Origin of the sequence: Arthrobacter sp. StoSoilB20 (genome assembly GCF_019977295.1) — a bacterium.
GTDB classification, from domain to species: domain Bacteria; phylum Actinomycetota; class Actinomycetes; order Actinomycetales; family Micrococcaceae; genus Arthrobacter; species Arthrobacter nicotinovorans_A.
In genome coordinates this window covers 2,369,317-2,385,140 of sequence record NZ_AP024651.1, presented here as the reverse complement: position 1 = coordinate 2,385,140, position 15,824 = coordinate 2,369,317, and the positions used below count along the sequence as shown (strand labels likewise).

The 15,824-nt window shown below is 62.7% G+C and carries 13 protein-coding genes; 4 read left to right on the top strand and 9 right to left on the bottom strand.

Annotated features, from left to right (window positions below):
* Nucleotides 1-3: 3 nt before the first annotated feature.
* Entirely contained in the window at nt 4-2,517 is a 2,514-nt protein-coding gene (uvrA, locus tag LDN85_RS10710) for an excinuclease ABC subunit UvrA (protein ID WP_223945391.1), read from the top strand.
* A gap of 1 nt (nt 2,518) precedes the next feature.
* Here the strand turns inward: uvrA and LDN85_RS10705 are convergent, their stop codons facing one another.
* Nucleotides 2,519-4,267: a pyruvate dehydrogenase gene (locus LDN85_RS10705; protein ID WP_223945390.1), complete on the bottom strand. Its 1,749-nt coding sequence runs from the start codon at nt 4,265-4,267 to the stop codon at nt 2,519-2,521.
* A gap of 81 nt (nt 4,268-4,348) precedes the next feature.
* Nucleotides 4,349-4,699, bottom strand: a complete 351-nt coding sequence (locus LDN85_RS10700) for a DUF3846 domain-containing protein (RefSeq protein ID WP_223945389.1) — start codon at nt 4,697-4,699, stop codon at nt 4,349-4,351.
* Between the two features lie 407 nt (nt 4,700-5,106).
* On the opposite strand from LDN85_RS10700, the gene ligD reads away from it, so the two are divergent.
* The 3 genes from ligD to LDN85_RS10685 all read left to right on the top strand — a co-directional run bounded on the left by ligD (nt 5,107) and on the right by LDN85_RS10685 (nt 8,653).
* Nucleotides 5,107-6,351, top strand: coding sequence for a non-homologous end-joining DNA ligase (ligD, locus tag LDN85_RS10695; RefSeq protein ID WP_223945388.1), 1,245 nt, complete (start codon nt 5,107-5,109; stop codon nt 6,349-6,351).
* A 1-nt stretch (nt 6,352) separates the two neighbouring features.
* The gene (locus tag LDN85_RS10690; RefSeq protein WP_223945387.1) at nt 6,353-7,627 is read left to right on the top strand and encodes a cation:proton antiporter; all 1,275 of its coding nucleotides are present in this window, start codon (nt 6,353-6,355) and stop codon (nt 7,625-7,627) included.
* Nucleotides 7,628-7,759: 132 nt separating this feature from the next.
* Nucleotides 7,760-8,653, top strand: a complete 894-nt coding sequence (locus LDN85_RS10685) for a glucose 1-dehydrogenase (RefSeq protein ID WP_223945386.1) — start codon at nt 7,760-7,762, stop codon at nt 8,651-8,653.
* A gap of 37 nt (nt 8,654-8,690) precedes the next feature.
* On the opposite strand, the gene LDN85_RS10680 is transcribed toward LDN85_RS10685, so the two are convergent.
* From LDN85_RS10680 to LDN85_RS10650, 7 genes are all read right to left on the bottom strand, one after another.
* A complete protein-coding gene (locus tag LDN85_RS10680) occupies nt 8,691-9,887 on the bottom strand; it encodes an FAD/NAD(P)-binding oxidoreductase (protein ID WP_223945385.1) in 1,197 nt (398 codons plus the stop codon).
* A gap of 4 nt (nt 9,888-9,891) precedes the next feature.
* Nucleotides 9,892-10,098, bottom strand: a complete 207-nt coding sequence (locus tag LDN85_RS10675; RefSeq protein WP_223945384.1) for a DUF2945 domain-containing protein — start codon at nt 10,096-10,098, stop codon at nt 9,892-9,894.
* Between the two features lie 92 nt (nt 10,099-10,190).
* A complete protein-coding gene (locus LDN85_RS10670) occupies nt 10,191-11,807 on the bottom strand; it encodes an ABC transporter ATP-binding protein (RefSeq protein WP_223945383.1) in 1,617 nt (538 codons plus the stop codon).
* Nucleotides 11,800-12,645 (bottom strand): ABC transporter permease, encoded by an 846-nt coding sequence (locus LDN85_RS10665; RefSeq protein ID WP_223945382.1) that lies wholly within the window; start codon nt 12,643-12,645, stop codon nt 11,800-11,802. The genes LDN85_RS10670 and LDN85_RS10665 overlap by 8 nt, the downstream gene beginning before the upstream one ends.
* On the bottom strand, nt 12,629-13,570 hold the full coding sequence (locus LDN85_RS10660) for an ABC transporter permease (protein ID WP_223945381.1): 942 nt from the start codon (nt 13,568-13,570) through the stop codon (nt 12,629-12,631). Before LDN85_RS10660 ends, LDN85_RS10665 begins: the two co-directional genes overlap by 17 nt.
* Before the next feature lie 27 nt (nt 13,571-13,597).
* Nucleotides 13,598-15,187: an ABC transporter substrate-binding protein gene (locus LDN85_RS10655; RefSeq protein WP_223945380.1), complete on the bottom strand. Its 1,590-nt coding sequence runs from the start codon at nt 15,185-15,187 to the stop codon at nt 13,598-13,600.
* A 178-nt stretch (nt 15,188-15,365) separates the two neighbouring features.
* A complete protein-coding gene (locus LDN85_RS10650; protein WP_223945379.1) occupies nt 15,366-15,791 on the bottom strand; it encodes a ChaB family protein in 426 nt (141 codons plus the stop codon).
* Nucleotides 15,792-15,824: the final 33 nt, after the last annotated feature.

Sequence of the window (15,824 nt, the reverse complement as noted above, 5' to 3'; positions counted from 1 at the left end):
GGAATGGACAGTAAACTGACAATCCCCGAGCGACCCGTTTCCGATGTACCGGCAGCACAATTCATCGATCCTGAAGATGGTTTTGTCAAAGTCCGGGGAGCACGCGAAAACAACCTCCGCTCCGTGGACGTCAATGTCCCAAGAGATGCCATCGTCGCCTTCACGGGCGTCTCCGGGTCGGGAAAATCCTCCCTCGCCTTTGGCACCATCTACGCCGAGGCCCAGCGCCGCTACTTCGAATCCGTAGCCCCCTACGCCCGCCGCCTCATCCAACAGGGACACAATCCCAAGGTTGAAGCCATCACGGGGCTCCCGCCCGCCGTCGCGCTTCAACAACGCCGCGGCACGGCTACCGCACGGTCCAGCGTCGGCACAGTGACAACACTGTCCAACTCCCTGCGCATGCTCTTCTCCCGTGCCGGACGGTACCCGGAAGGCACCAGCCAACTGGACTCCGACGCCTTCTCCCCCAACACCACCGCCGGAGCATGCCCCGAATGCCACGGCCTGGGTGTTGCGCACACGGTCAGCGAGTCATCCCTGGTGCCGGATCCCTCGCTGAGCATCCGCGACGGAGCCATAGCCGCGTGGCCTGGCGCATGGCAGGGCAAGAACCTGCGCGACATCCTCACCCACCTGGGCTACGACGTGGACGTACCGTGGAGCAAACTGGCAAAGAAGGACCGGGACTGGATCCTGTTCACCGAAGAGCAGCCCGTGGTGGAAGTGACTCCCCAGAGGGACCGCGTCGCCAAGCCCTACAAAGGCCGCTTCTGGAGCGCCAAAAGCTACGTCCTCCACACCCTTGCAGACTCCAAGAGCACCGCCATGCGGGACCGGGTCCTGCGCTTCATGACAACCGGCCGCTGCCCACGGTGCGACGGCAGCGGACTCAGGCCCGAAGCGCTCGCCGTCACGTTCGCCGGAAAGACGATTGCCGAGTTCAACGCCCTGCCGCTGACCCGGTTGGCGGAGATCATCAGGCCCACCACCGAGCTCACCACGGCCGGGACTGCCTCCCGCACCCAGAGGTCCGGCGAAGGCAACGAGGTAGCCGTGGCCATCACCCGTGACCTGCTCGCCAGGGTTACCGTGCTCCTGGAACTCGGCCTCGGCTACCTGGCGCTGGGACGGGCAACCCCCACCCTCTCCCCCGGCGAAATGCAAAGGCTCAGGATCGCCACGCAACTGCGCTCCGGCCTGTTCGGCGTCATCTACGTCTTGGATGAACCCTCCGCAGGGCTCCACCCCGCTGACGCCGAACCCCTGCTTGAAGTGCTGAACCAGCTCAAGAAGTCCGGGAACTCCGTCTTCGTTGTTGAGCACAACATGAAGTTCGTCCAGGCGGCTGACTGGTTGGTCGACGTCGGACCCCTCGCCGGCGAGGGCGGCGGCCAGGTCCTCTACAGCGGCCCCGTGGACGGCCTGGAACACGTGCACGATTCCGTGACCCGCCCCTTCCTTTTTCCTGAGGAGGACAGATCGGGTGCCGGTGTTCCCCGTCCCTGGGATCGGTCACTCAAGCTTCGAGGCGCAACCCGCCATAACCTCCGCGGACTCGAGGTGGAGTTTCCTTTGGGCGTCCTGACCGCTGTGACCGGCGTTTCCGGTTCGGGCAAGTCCACCCTGGTCAGCCAGGTCCTGGCCGAGGTTGTCAACGCCCGGCTCCATCCGGAATCGGCGGACCACCCTGAATCCACGGAAACTGCAGCCGTGTCCGGGCTCCACCACCTTGACCGCCTGGTCAAGGTGGATCAGAAACCCATCGGCCGCACACCACGATCCAACCTGGCCACCTACACGGGTCTTTTCGATGGGGTCCGGAAGGAATTCGCAGCAACCGACGACGCCCGCGCCCGTGGCTTCGGTGCCGGAAGGTTCTCGTTCAACGTCGCCGGAGGCCGCTGCGAAACCTGCCAGGGAGAAGGGTTTGTGGCCGTTGAATTGCTGTTCCTTCCCGGTAGCTACGGTCCCTGCCCCGAGTGTGAGGGCACCCGTTTCAACCCGGACACCCTGGAAGTGAAGTACCGTGGCCGCAACATCGCTGAGGTCCTGGGCATGACCGTAGCTGCGGCGTCCGGGTTCCTTTCGGACCTGCCCTCCGTTTCGCGAAGCCTACAGACCCTTCAGGACGTCGGGCTGGGTTACCTCAGGCTCGGGCAGCCTGCCACGGAGCTTTCCGGCGGAGAAGCTCAACGCATCAAACTCGCCACCGAGTTGCAGCGCACCCAGCGCGGCCACACCCTTTACCTGCTGGACGAACCCACCACCGGCCTGCACCCGGCCGATGTCCAGCTGCTCATGAAGCAGCTCCACGGACTTGTTGACGCCGGCAACACCGTGATCGTGGTGGAACACGGCATGGACGTTGTGGCGGCCGCTGATTGGGTGATCGACCTGGGGCCAGGTGGAGGCGACGCCGGTGGCGAGGTGATCGCTACCGGGCCGCCCGCCGTCGTCGCCCGTTCCACCAAAAGCCGGACAGCCCCCTACCTTGCGGCCGCCCTCGGGCAGTAAGTCAGCGCCGCGGAATGTTCCGGAGGTTGCTGCGCGCCATGCTCACGGCCTCGCCTGCTCCCCGGTTCAGGACCACCTTGGACATCGCCGTAGCGAACCCAATGACCTGGGATCCGGAGATTTTCGGTGGAATGGACAGCGCGTTCGGGTCTGTAATGAGTTCCACCAGTGACGGTCCGGGATGCGCAAATGCCTCCCGGTAAGCAGACTCTATGTCCGCCGGGTCCGTAACGCGCACTGCATGGAACCCCAACGCTTTGGCTACCCCGGCGTAGTTGGCATCCGGGACGTCCACGCCAAAATCAGGAAGGCCGTCCACCAGCATCTCCAGTTTCACCATGCCCAGCGTGGAGTTGTTGAACACCACCACGTTCACGGGCAACTTGTGCGCGGCAACCGTGATGAGCTCACCAAGCAACATGGACAGGCCACCATCCCCGGATACGGACACGACTTGCCGGCCGGGATAGGCCACCTGCGCACCGATTGCGTGCGGGAGGGCGTTGGCCATGGAACCGTGAAGGAAGGAACCAATCAGCCGCCGCGTGCCCAGCGGGTTGATGTACCGCGCGGTCCAGACGTTGCACATACCGGTATCCGCCGTGAAGATTGCATCCTCTGCTGCAAGCTGGTCAAGCAAGGAAGCGGCATATTCGGGGTGGATCGGCTGCTTTTTCTCCACCTTCCGCGTGTAGGCCCCCACGGCCTTGTTCATCAGGCGGTCGTGTTTCTTGAGCATCTGGTCCAGGAACCGGCGGTTCTTCTTCGCCTGGACCAACGGCAGCAGTGCTGTGAGCGTCGGCAGGACATCGCCGTGTACTGCGATGTCCACGTCTGTCCGCCTGCCCAGCCGCTGGGCAGCCCTGTCCACTTGGGCCGTCCGGGTATCGGGCAGGAACTGGTCATACGGGAAGTCGGTGCCCAACAGGATCAGCAGCTCGGCATCTTCAATGCCCTCTGCCGCTGCGCCATAGCCCAGGAGCCCGGTCATGCCAATGTCGAAAGGATTCCGGTACTGGACAAAGTCCTTTCCCCGGAGCGAGTGGCCAATGGGGGCATTGATGAGTTCGGCCAGCGCCATGAGTTCGCTGTGGGCGCCTTCGACGCCGGCACCGGCGAAAATGGCCACCTTGCCGGCGTCGTTGATCGCCTGGGCGAGGTCCTGCACGCTGGCCGGATCGGGCACCACGGTGGCGGGCCGGAACGTGGCAGGTGCCGGAGTGGGCACGACGGCTTCGAGGCCGGCGATGTCGCCCGGAAGGGTCACCACTGAGACTCCCCTGAGGGCGATCGCGTTCTGGATGGCGCTGTGCATGACCCGGGGCGCCTGCTCCGCCGTGCTGATCAGTTCCGAATACACCGAGCATTCGGTGAACAACCGGTCAGGATGCGTTTCCTGGAAGAAGCCGCTTCCGATCTGCTTGCTGGGGATATGCGAGGCGATCGCCAACACCGGCGCCCCGGTTCGGTTGGCGTCGTACAGTCCGTTGATCAAGTGCAGGTTTCCCGGTCCGCAGGAACCTGCGCACACGGCAAGCCTGCCGGTCAGTTGTGCCTCGGCAGCGGCGGCGAAGGCGGCCGCCTCCTCATGGCGGACGTGGATCCAGTCGATGCCTCCTTTGGCCGAACCCCCGGTTTTTCGCACAGCGTCCACTATCGGATTGAGGCTGTCACCGACAATTCCGTAGATGCGCTGCACCCCGGCAGCCTGGAGTTGTTCGATGAGCTGGGTGGCAAGTTCCTTGGCCATTGTGTGCAGGCTCCCTGTGTGTGGTGGCGGGCTGACATGGCCAAATATAGTCTGCCTGCCTCTGCGGCTGCTGAATGGCCGCTATGCCGCCAACGGGGTCCCGAAGAGGCGTTCGGCCTTGATCAACAGGTGTCCGGGAACCGAAGCATCGTCTCCGTCGCTTCCGTGGCCGAGGAACACGGCATCACCATTGATGGTGTCCTCCACGGGGATGCCGGCCTCCCGGATCAACACTTCAGCACGGGGGTTCAGCGGCAGGGGGATAAATTTTGCCTCGTCATTCAGGAAAACATGCCACCCCCGGCCGGTAATTGTCTCGACATTCCCCCGCACGAGTTCTTGCCGCAAATCCAGCCCCTGTCCGATATGAACCAATTTAATGGGCAAGGAAATCCTGGCCGGCACAATAAGTGCTGCAATGTTTTGTTTCAAGACTGCACTCTCATTACTCAATGAGGATGACGTCCGCCGTCATCCTGGACCACCGAAGTCAGGGCGCTGCTGCGGGCAGGGCCTGACGCTTACCCGCAGCAGCATGGCGACCCGGTGGCTACCGCTGGTTTTTTCGCGGCTTGGAAAATAAGTTGTCGCTACCGGCTGCTTTAGCCCTCTTTTCGGCCCGCTTCTCCAGGATGGTTTTTCCGGACTTTTTCGCCTTGGCGCTGCTGGGGGATTTTCCCGACAATCCAATCACTCCATTCGTAGGTGCTTTACCATCACCATACCGACTTTAAATTTAAATGCCAGTTCTGGAATTGTCGCTCCCACCGCAAAGAACGCGACCCAGTTTTTCTTCGGCTCCTCTGGTTGGGACAGCCGTTCATTGCTAGCGTGACCGCATGAGCCCCTCCAAGACCCCGGCGGAGATCTTCGACATTGACGGTGCAGAGGTTCGCGTCTCGAATCCCCACAAGGTGGTTTTTCCCGGACCCGGCGTGACCAAGCTCGACCTGGTCAACTACTACCTGGCGGTGGCCGATGGTGCGCTGCGGGGAGCCGGTGGCCGGCCCATGGTACTCAAACGCTTTCCCAAGGGCATTGACGCCGAGCCGTTCTTCCAGAAGCGCGTTCCGGAAAACCACCCACCGTTCATCGACACGGCCACTCTCCACTACTCCTCGGGAACCTCAGCAGAAGAGACCGTTATCCGGGATGCCGCGGGACTGGCCTGGGTGGTGAACCTCGGCTGCCTCGACCTCAATCCGCATCCTGTCCGTGCTGAGGATCTGGACCACCCTGACGAGCTTCGAGTGGACCTTGACCCCATGCCTGGTGTGGATTGGTCACAGATCGTCGATACCGCATATGTCGCCCAGGACGTCCTCGACGACGTCGGGCTGGCGGGGTGGCCGAAGACGAGCGGGTCCCGGGGGCTCCACATCCTGGTGCGGATTGCTCCCAACTGGTCCTACCGCCAAGTGCGGCTCGCAGCCGAAACCCTCGCCCGGGAAGTCGAAAACCGTGCGCCCGGGCTTGCCACCGCCAGATGGTGGAAGGAGGAGCGGGGTGAAAGTGTGTTCGTGGACTTCAACCAGAACGCCAAGGACCGCACTGTGGCTTCGGCCTACTCCGTCCGCTCACTTCCCGATGCCCGCGTCTCGACACCTCTGACCTGGGCTGAAGTACGCTCCATCCGCCCGGAGGAGTTCACCGTGCTCACTGTCCCGGACCGCTATGCCGAAATGGGTGATCCGCACGCCGGCATCGACCGCGCCGTGGGCTCCCTCGACGCACTGCTGGCATTGGCCGCTGAACTGGGGCCGGCCGAGAAAGCTCCCCGGGCAGGAGACGGATCCGGCCGCCGGATGTCCGCCATGCCGCTCATCGAGGTGGCTCGCACCAAGACCAAACCCGAGGCCATCGCTGCGTTTGAGGAGTGGAAAGGACGGCATCCCGGCGTCGTCTCCGCGTTGCACCCCGCCGATGTCCTGATTGACGGCATGAGGGGCTCCAGTTCGCTCTGGTACAGGGTTCGGGTGAACCTGCAGCATGTACCGGAAAACGAGCGGCCACCGCAAGAGGAACTCCTCGCCGACTACGATCCGTGGGCGGGCAAGGAATGGCAGGGACGGCACGGATCCTGACATGCAAGACCTGCCCGGATCCCTGGTGCTCATTGCAGCGTTGGCAGTTGCGGCCCCCATTGCCGTCCGACTGCTTGATCCCGTGGTCAAGGTTCCGATCGTGGTGTTCGAAATTGTCCTGGGGATCCTCTTGGGCCCGAGCTTGCTTGGATGGATCGACTCCACGACCTTCACCGACACCTTGGCCGATTTCGGACTGGCCATGCTGTTTTTCGTCGCGGGAAATGAAATCGACTTCACGGCCATCCGCGGACGTCCCATCAGGCGCGCTTCGGCAGGCTGGCTGATCTCTTTGGCTGCCGGAATCGGCGCAGGCCTTGCTCTGGCTCCGGCCCCGGAGTCGGCCGTCATCATCGGAGTCGCCTTGTGCTCCACAGCATTGGGAACCCTGCTGCCCATCATCCGTGATGCCGGTAAATCCACGTCACCCACAGGCACGGCCGTTGCTGCCCTGGGCGCTGTCGGGGAGTTCGGTCCCCTCATCGCGATTTCGCTTTTCTTCACCGGGAAGCAGGTGGGAACGGCATCTGTGGTGTTGCTGGGGTTCGTGCTCCTGACCTGTGTGGCCATTTTCTTCGCTTCCAAGGCGCAGCACACTGTCCTGCACGCGCAAATTACCCGAACCCTCCACACCAGCAGCCAATTCGCCATGCGCTCCATCATGCTGGTCCTTAGCTCGCTGGTTGTGCTGAGCATGGTCCTGGGGCTGGACATGCTGTTGGGCGCTTTCGCCGCCGGCGTTCTTTGGCAGGTGACCATCGCGCGGGCTCCCGAAGAGGATCGAAAAGTCATTGAAACGAAAATCGACGCGGTCGCCTTCGGCTTCCTGGTGCCTGTTTTCTTCATCGATACCGGGATCAATTTTGATCTCGGCGCCTTGACGTCCAGCCCCGGCACGCTGGTCCTGGTTCCGCTGTTCCTGGTCCTCCTGCTGGTCATTCGCGGGCTCCCGTCCCTGCTCGCAGCTCCCCGCGGCTCCACCAAAGCGGACAAACGGGCACTCCTCCTGTTCGGGGCGACGGGCCTGCCGATCATCGTGGCCGTGACCACTATTGGCCGTGAGCACGGGTTCATTACCAGCGGCTTCTCCTCCGCCCTGGTGGGCGCCGGGATGCTTTCGGTCCTGCTGTTCCCGTTGCTGGCTTTGCGGGAACTCCAACGCAAGGGCGCGACTTCCACGCCAGCCGTTGGGCCCGAGGACAAGGGTCCGGCACCAACACGACAGACGCACGACGGCGACCTCCCGCCGTCGGCCGCTTCCGGCCAGTTACCGTAACGGCTGGCTGCCAGGATCCATCACAGGCTTTGCACACAGGCGTCGCCATGCTTAGGGTTGATTCATAAGCTTCCTTAGCTTTTTCATGATGTATCAACAACACGCCATCCGTCGGACATCAGGAGGACAACCATGACTGACCAGTACACGTTCCGGAACCCTGTCACCGCCTATGAGCAGATTTCCCCGCCCAAACAGCACCAGCCCGAGCCGGGCCTGGATGCAGAGCTGACACCGAAAGCGGACCTCGGCGAGGAAACCTACCGTGGAACAGGGCGGCTGGACGGCCGCAAGGCGATCGTCACAGGAGCGGACTCGGGCATCGGCGCGGCGACGGCCATTGCCTTCGCGAGGGAGGGTGCAGACGTGGTGCTCTCCTACCTGCCCGAAGAAGAAGAGGACGCAAGCAGGATCGCCGGCATTATCGAAGCCGCGGGCCGCAAGGCCGTCAAGGTCCCCGGCGACCTGAAGGATTCCGCCACATGCCAGGAAGTAGTCGATACCGCCGTGGCCGTCCTGGGCGGGGTGGACATCCTGGTGAACAACGCCGGAAAGCAAGTAGCACAGGAAGAGCTCGCGGACATTACCGACGAACAGTTCGACCACACCCTGAAGACCAATGTCTATGCAATGTTCTGGCTGACCAAGGCCGCACTTCCCCACCTGCCCGCCGGTTCCACCATCATCAACACCACCTCCATCCAGGCCTACAACCCCTCGCCCACCCTGGTGGACTATGCCACCACCAAGGCAAGCATCAATAACTTCACCAAAGGCCTGGCCCAGCAGCTTGCCCCCAAGGGCATCCGCGTCAACGCTGTGGCCCCGGGTCCCATTTGGACACCGCTTCAGGTCAGCAGCGGCCAGCCCAAGGAAGCCTTGCCGGAGTTCGGCCAGTCCACTCCCCTGGGCCGCGCCGGCCAGCCGGCAGAGCTCGCACCGGCCTATGTGTTCCTGGCCTCGCCCGAATCAAGTTATGTGGTGGGCGAGACTTTGAACGTCAACGGTGGAAGTCCCACGCCGTAGCCCCAAACTACGCGGTGCCGTGGTGGGAACGGACTCCTCAGGCCCGGCCTTTGAGGATCATGTGCCAGTAGACCTTGGGGAACATGATGCGGTCCACCCACCACGACAACCGGCTTTCCTTCCACGTGGGCACCCGGGGAAAGGTGGGCATCGGGCGGTACCGGTGATCGAACTCGGCAAAGACCACCGTGGTGCGGGAGACGGTGAAGGGGCACACTGAATAGCCGTTGTATTTCATCACCGGCGGTTTTCCACGGCGCGCGGCAACCAGGTTCCTGGCCAGCACCTTGGTCTGCTTCCGCAGCGCGCCGCCGGCCTTGGAATTGGTGGTGGCTGCGGCGTCGCCGAGGGACCAAATATTAGCGAAGCGGACGTGGCGCAACGTCTCGGTATCGACTTCGACAAATCCATCCTGCCGGCCAGGGGCCGGCAAGTCCGTTGCCGCGAGCCAGTCCGGTGCCGACTGGGGCGGCACCGCATTGAGGACGTCGTAGGCCAGGTCCTCTGTTGTACCGGTGACTATGTTGCGGATGGTTGCCTGCCTGCCTACGGGATCCACAGCCACCAATTCGCTGTTTGTCCGCAGTTCAATGCCGTACGCGGCGATGATCCGCTCAAGCTCCCTGTCTACCTCGGGCACGCCGAACACTGTGGGATAGGGCTGCACCATCACTACCCGGATATTGTCCAGAACGCCCTGTTCACGCCAGTAGTCACAGGCCAGGTACATCGGCTTCTGACTGGCACCCCCACATTTGATGGGCCCTGATGGCATGGTGAAAATTACGGTGCCGGACCGCACGCTGCGCAGAAGGGACCAGGCTTTCGGGGCGAGCTCGAACTCATAATGCGAAGCGCCGTAGGGGGAATGGACAGCCTCCGCCAAGCCCGGCACAGCATCCCACTGGTACTGAAGCCCTGGACAAACAACCAGGTGCTGGTAGCTTACGGTTCTGCCCGTTGCCAGCAACACTGCGTTGGCGGTGGTGTCTACATCCACAGCTTTGTCCTTGATCCAGGCAACTCCCTTGGGCGTCACGGATGACTGGCTGCGGATGGCCTCCTTGACCTCAGCCCTGCCACCGGCAATATGGGAGAACAGCGGCTGATAGAGGTGATGGTCCTTGGGCTCAATGAGGGCGATATCCTTGACCCCGTAGCGCCTTAGGCGTGCCGCCAGCGATACCCCAGCATTACCTCCGCCGATGATGACTACATCATGGTGGTTGGACATGGGCCTACTTCTTCTCGGTAAGGGCCGAGCCTTTGTGCGCCGCCCGTGCACCCGTTTTTTCGGATTCAACAACGTACTGCGGATCTTCTTCGGAGGCCCGATGGGTGTTGGCGTCAAGCTCGAAGTCGCTGGTCTTCTTTTCCAGGATCTTTCCGTGCGTCTTTCCTTGGGAGGTATTCCACTCCACGTGGGTTCCCTTGCTCAGTGCCATGTCCGCTCCAATGTGTGCTCTGCAGCTCTGACATCACGCGCCGCCCCACAATAGTAAGCATGATGATCTTTTTGCGGAACCCAGGCATCGGTTCACGCGGTATTTGAGTTGGCGCTTGCTCCCTGCCCGTGCAGGGGTGTCCTCATCTTTTTCAGATGCAATCCCCTGCAGGGAATCGCTGCCGAGACCAAGTCTTTGCTGTGGTGGTGCTGGGGGTCAGTGAAGAACTTGTCCGTGTCCGTCAGCTCCACCAACCGCCCTTGGTAAAGGACGGCTACGCGCTGGCACATGTGGCGGACCACGTCCATGTCGTGGGTGATCATCATCAGGGAGAGTCCCCGTTCGCGGTGCAGGCGTTGCAGCAGATCAAGGATGGTTCTCTGTGTCAGGGCATCCAGGGCAGAGGTTGCTTCGTCGCAAATGAGCACCTCGGGCTCCAGCAGGAGTGCCCTGGCGATGGTGACCCGCTGCAACTGGCCTCCGGAGCATTGGCCGGGGCGCCTGTCCAGCAGCGCGGGGTCCAATTCCACCTCGGTCATGGCATCGTTCAGCCGCTGCGTTTTCAAGCCCGCTGAAAGTTCCCGCGGTAAAGGTGCTTCCAGGCTGGCGCGGAGCGTCATGCGCGGGTCGAAGGCGTCGTGTGGTTCCTGGAACACCAATTGGACGGCAGTGTTATCCGTAAGGCGGCCTGCCGACAGAGCCCGGGTGATGCTGCCGCTGCTGATTCCTTCAAGACCGACGATGGACCGGGCGAGGGTGCTTTTCCCCGATCCTGACTGGCCGAGCACCCCGAGGATCTCGCCCTTGTTCAGTTCAAGGGAAACAGCATCCAGCGCTGGAGTGCGGCCCCGCCTGCTTCGTCCGAAGTTCTTCACCACGCCGTTCAGGGTGAGGACAGCGGGGCCCGGCTTCGGCTGCTTCACAGTCCCCGATGGCAGTAGGTTCGAGGCTTCCAGGAGCCTCTGCGTGTAGGGCGTCCTCGGACTTCCCAACACTTCTTCGGTAGTGCCGGACTCCACGATCTTCCCTGCGTCCATCACCAACACTCGGTCAGCAAAGGCCGCAACGGAAGCCAGGTTGTGGGTGATGTAGAGAATTCCCAGTCCGCGCTGGCTCCGTTCGCGGTCCAGCAACTGCAGGATCTGGCGTTCCAGGACCTTGTCCAGCGCGGACGTCGGCTCGTCGGCAAGCAGGATTCCAGGCTGGCCCGCCAAGGCCATGGCTGTCATTGCACGCTGGGCCATGCCACCGGAAAGTTGATGCGGGTAGGACCTGGCGCCCCACTGCGGATCCTCGAATCCCACTTCACCCAACAGCTCCAGCACCTTGGCGTCCGCAGCTTTACCGCGCAGGCCTGAATGGAGACGCAGTGGTTCCCTGAGATGGGCGCGGATGGTCTTATTGGGGTTGAACATCTTCTTGGGCTGTTGGAACAGCATCCCCAGCCGGCCACCCCGGATGCGGTTCAGTTCACCTTCAGGGGCACAGGTCACGTCAATGGAGCCCACATGGATGGACCCCGAAGCAATCCGCAACTGCTCCGGCAGCAACTGCAGGACGGACCGGGCAGTCATGGTCTTGCCCGACCCCGAACCGCCCACGAGCGCTACAAACTCGCCGGGATGTACTGCAAGGCTCACGCCGGAAAGGACCGGGCGCGCGGCGTCGGCACCCACCACCGTCAGGTCCTCGATCACCAGCTCAGGCATGCTGGCCCTCCACCACCAGGACATCCACCGGATCGGCTGCCCGCCGTGATGTCCGCTGACCGATCAGCGTGACACAAAGGGCAACCAGGAAGATGGTGAGTCCCGGAGCAACAATCCCCCACGGCGCCCGCTCCGCGTATGGCTGGGCCGCTGCCACCATCGAACCCCAGTCCGATTGCGGCGGCTGAACGCCCAGGCCCAGGTAGGACAGGGCTCCCACGCTGATCAGGAGCTGCCCGAAACGCAGCGTCGCCTGCCCCAGCATGGGGGCGGCGAGGTGCGGGATGATGTGGCGGAACACAATGAACGACGGCGAACAGCCCACCACACGCGCTGCTTCGACGAAGCCGCGCGCAGAGACGTCATAGGCCAATGTCCGCGCCAGGCGGGCAAAGGGCGTCCACCCTGTCACCGTCAACGCGACCAGCAGCGACGTAAATCCGGTGCCCATGGCAGCAACGATGAACAATGCCACCACCATCTCCGGCAGCGCCAACAAAACGTCATTGGTACGGGTGAACAGTTCATCTACCCAACCCTTCCGCCGGGCGCTGAGCACACCGATCCCCAACCCGATGATCCCCGTCAGGAGGGTAGCCAGTGCCGCCACCACCAGGGAGAACCGACCGCCGTCGAGCAAGCGGCTCAGCGTATCCCGCCCGAGGTGGTCTGTCCCCAGCCAGTGTGTGGCACTGGGCGGCGCAAGCCGCACAGCGAGGTTCTGGTCCTCCGGAGGAAAAGGCGCCAACCACGGCGCAGCCGCCACGGCGGCGACTATCAGGACAAGAATAACGACGGCGGCGCCGTCGAGCACTGACCGTTTACGCAAGGGCGCCACTCACCTTTGGGCTCAGAATCCGGTGCAGGAAGTCCGCCAGAGTGGTGATGGCAACGGCCAACGCCACCACAACCACCACGCCTCCCTGCGCCAGGGGGATGTCACTATTGACCACGGCGTCGTAGAGGAGCCGTCCCATGCCGGGGATTGCGAAGATTACCTCCACAATCACCGAACCTCCCAGAAGCCCCGCGAACCACACCGCGAACAAAGTGGACAAGGGAACCAGTCCGTTGGGAATCACATGCTGCAGGACCGTCTGGACGTGGCTGAGGCCCCGGGCCCGGGCCGCCTGGATGTGTTCGGCTTCCAGGGCATCGATCATGCCCGAGCGGACTGCTGACGTGAAGAAGCTGATAGGGCGCAGGGCCAGCGTCGCGGCGGGCAGGACGATGGAGGACGCCGTGTTCCACCCTGCCGAAGGAAGCCAGGCAAGCCTCAGTGCAAAGACCAGCACCAGCAGGGGTGCCAGCCAGTATTCCGGCATGGCAATGAAAGACTGCGTGACGGTAGTGATGAGTTTGTCGGTTTTGCTGCCTTGCTTCAGGGCCGCCACGATCCCCAACGGCAGGGACACCACTAAAGCAGCGCCCAAGGCCACCAGGACAAGGCTGACGGTGATCCCCAAAGCAGGCATCACTTGATCGATCACCGGTGTCCGGCTGATGTGGGACAACCCCATGTCACCGGTGAAGAAATCACCCAGCCACCGCAGATATTGGGCGGGAAGGGGATCGTTCAATCCCAGGCTGTCCGCCAGTGCCTGGACCGTTGCCTCATCAACGACATCTCCTGCCACCCTGGAACGGATGATTTTCCTGACAGGATCGCCCGGAGTCACATACGGAATCAGGAAGACGGCGAAAGACGACAGCAGGACGGCGACCACCAGGGTCGCCGTCCGCCTCGCAAGGAAGGTGATCATACGCTTCTAGCTTGTCCCGGCCCGTTGCTAGGAGCCGGCCTTGGCCGTCTGCGCAGTCAGGACATACCGGGACAGCGGATCCTGGGCGTAGGACAGGACGTTGCTGCGGACAGCGTCCGTGGCTTGTTCATTGACCAGCCAGAGGTTCACGGCTTGGTCGTTAAGGAGTTGACCGGCTTTGGCATACAGCTTGTACCGTTCCTCGGTGTTGGAGGTCTTGGCTGCTTCGGCGATGATGGCGTCGTAGTCCTCGTTGCAGAAGTGGCTCAGGTTGTACGTCCCCTTGCAGGTGTAATCGGCCGTCAGGAAACCAATGGGATCTGCGATGTCGATGAGCCGGTTGCGCTGGCTCAGGATCATGTCATAGTTCCCGGCCAGGACGTCCGGTTCAGCCGAGGCGTATTCCTTGGCCTGGATGGTCACCGGTACACCGATGTCCTTGAGGTTGTCCTGGATCACTGTTGCTACGTCGGCGAACTCTGCCCGCTCCACAATGGCGATGATCTCCAGCGGTTTGTCCGCGGTGTAACCGGCATCGGCCAGGAGTTTCTTCGCTTCGTCCAGGTTCTGCTTGGGCGCCTTGGCTTCGCTGGACGCCCAGGGCTCGGAGGGCGCGAAAGGACCGGTGGCAGGCAGCGCCGCGCCTTCGTAGACGCTGGCTGCCAAAGCTTCCAGGTCCAATGCGGACCGGAGTGCCTTGCGGAAATCGACGTTGTTGAAAGGTGCCCGGCCGTTGTTCATGTACAAGGTGGCCGTGCGGGGCGAATCTGCCTTCAGGACCGAAACATCAGGTGCGCTTTCAAGGGTGGACAGCGCAGAAGCCGGGATGGATAGGGAAATGTCCGCTTCGCCGGTCTGTACTTGGGCCGCACGGGTAGCTCCGTTGGTGATGAAGCGGACCTCGGCGCCCGCCAATTGCACCTTTCCGCCCCAGTAGTTCTCGTTGCGGTCAAGCGTCAAGGACTGCTTTGCCTTTTCCGATACCGGCGTGAACGGGCCGGTGCAGTGACCGAAAGGATCAATCGTGGCACCTGCGTAGGCGGCAGGGGCGAGAATGCCGGTGTTGACGCTCGCCAGGCGGAACGGCACCAGTGGGTTCTCCGCCGGGGTGGTCACGCGAACGGTTTTGGCGTCCGTGGCCTGGACGGCAGTGACGATGGCCGGGCTGAACGCCCGGGCAGGGACTTTGGCCTTCAGGACGGAGTTCAGCGAGGCGGCGACCGCCTCCGCCGTGAGATCGGTGCCGTCCTGGAACTTCACGCCTTCGCGGATGGTGAAGTCCCACTCCAGGGGTGAGACCTGCTTCCACTCAGTGGCAAGGAACGGGACCACTTTGCCCTGGGCGGAGTCGTACTTGGTCAAGGTTTCCAGGCAGCCGGACAGCGAGAGGATGTACGCGGCGTCGGACTCCAACGCCCAGTTGGCCACGGGGGCCCGGAAGTTGTCCACGACGATGCGCTGGTTGGTATCGGCCACCTTTTCGGTGCTGGCTGTCTGTCCACCGCTGAGGCCGCAACCGGTCAGGGCGAGAAGTGCAGCGACCCCAAGGGCTGCTGTGGGAAGGCTGAGTGTGCGCAAAGGAACCGCCTGCGATGTATGCCCGGAACGGGAGGGCATGGGGAAGTAGAGACTATTTAGGTTAGCCTTACCTCCCACGCAACACCAAAAACGGCCGGCTTCGCAGGCGCGTCATAATGTGCCCGACATCACCCGCCAGTTTTCGTCAGGGCAGTTCATCGAGGCAGTTTGAACAAGCCGGACCATCACCAGGGCGCCACGGCATGGGCACTCCGGATCAGCCTTCCCGGGCCTTTCTGGTAACGGCGTCATTGGCCTTCTGCAGTGCGTGGATCAGCTCATCCTTATCCATGGTTGAGCGCCCCTTGATGTCCAGCTCGCGGGCCCGCCGGTAGAGGTGCTCCTTGGAAGCATTGGCGTCCACTCCGCCGGCAGTGGGTTTGTCAGAGCTGGCCCCTTCCACCGCATGGTCATCGGAAGGTCCACGTTCTTCCTTGGGTTCCCAATGGTCGCCAACCTTCTCGTAGCTGTGCTTCAGCGATGCGAAGGCCGTGCGGGCGGCCCTGCTCTCATCGCCGTCGTAGGATTCCATCGCGGAGTCGTAGGTCTTGGCGAACGTGTCCTGGGCTTTCTGGTCCGAGCGCTGAAGGGTTGAGGGCAACTCGTTTTTTCGGGCGTGATCGTTCTTGCCGGTCTTGGGCATGTCACTCACTCTCCTGGTCCAGGGAATACCTCA

Bases quoted from the DNA above. Each gene is read 5' to 3' on its own strand.
- LDN85_RS10680 (WP_223945385.1), bottom strand. From the start codon at position 9,887: ATGTCCAACCACCATGATGTAGTCATCATCGGCGGAGGTAATGCTGGG.
- LDN85_RS10660 (WP_223945381.1), bottom strand. From the start codon at position 13,570: ATGATCACCTTCCTTGCGAGGCGGACGGCGACCCTGGTGGTCGCCGTC.
- ligD (WP_223945388.1), top strand. From the start codon at position 5,107: ATGAGCCCCTCCAAGACCCCGGCGGAGATCTTCGACATTGACGGTGCA.
- LDN85_RS10705 (WP_223945390.1), bottom strand. From the start codon at position 4,267: ATGGCCAAGGAACTTGCCACCCAGCTCATCGAACAACTCCAGGCTGCC.
- LDN85_RS10650 (WP_223945379.1), bottom strand. From the start codon at position 15,791: ATGCCCAAGACCGGCAAGAACGATCACGCCCGAAAAAACGAGTTGCCC.
- LDN85_RS10690 (WP_223945387.1), top strand. From the start codon at position 6,353: ATGCAAGACCTGCCCGGATCCCTGGTGCTCATTGCAGCGTTGGCAGTT.
- LDN85_RS10655 (WP_223945380.1), bottom strand. From the start codon at position 15,187: ATGCCCTCCCGTTCCGGGCATACATCGCAGGCGGTTCCTTTGCGCACA.
- LDN85_RS10670 (WP_223945383.1), bottom strand. From the start codon at position 11,807: ATGCCTGAGCTGGTGATCGAGGACCTGACGGTGGTGGGTGCCGACGCC.
- uvrA (WP_223945391.1), top strand. From the start codon at position 4: ATGGACAGTAAACTGACAATCCCCGAGCGACCCGTTTCCGATGTACCG.
- LDN85_RS10685 (WP_223945386.1), top strand. From the start codon at position 7,760: ATGACTGACCAGTACACGTTCCGGAACCCTGTCACCGCCTATGAGCAG.
- LDN85_RS10675 (WP_223945384.1), bottom strand. From the start codon at position 10,098: ATGGCACTGAGCAAGGGAACCCACGTGGAGTGGAATACCTCCCAAGGA.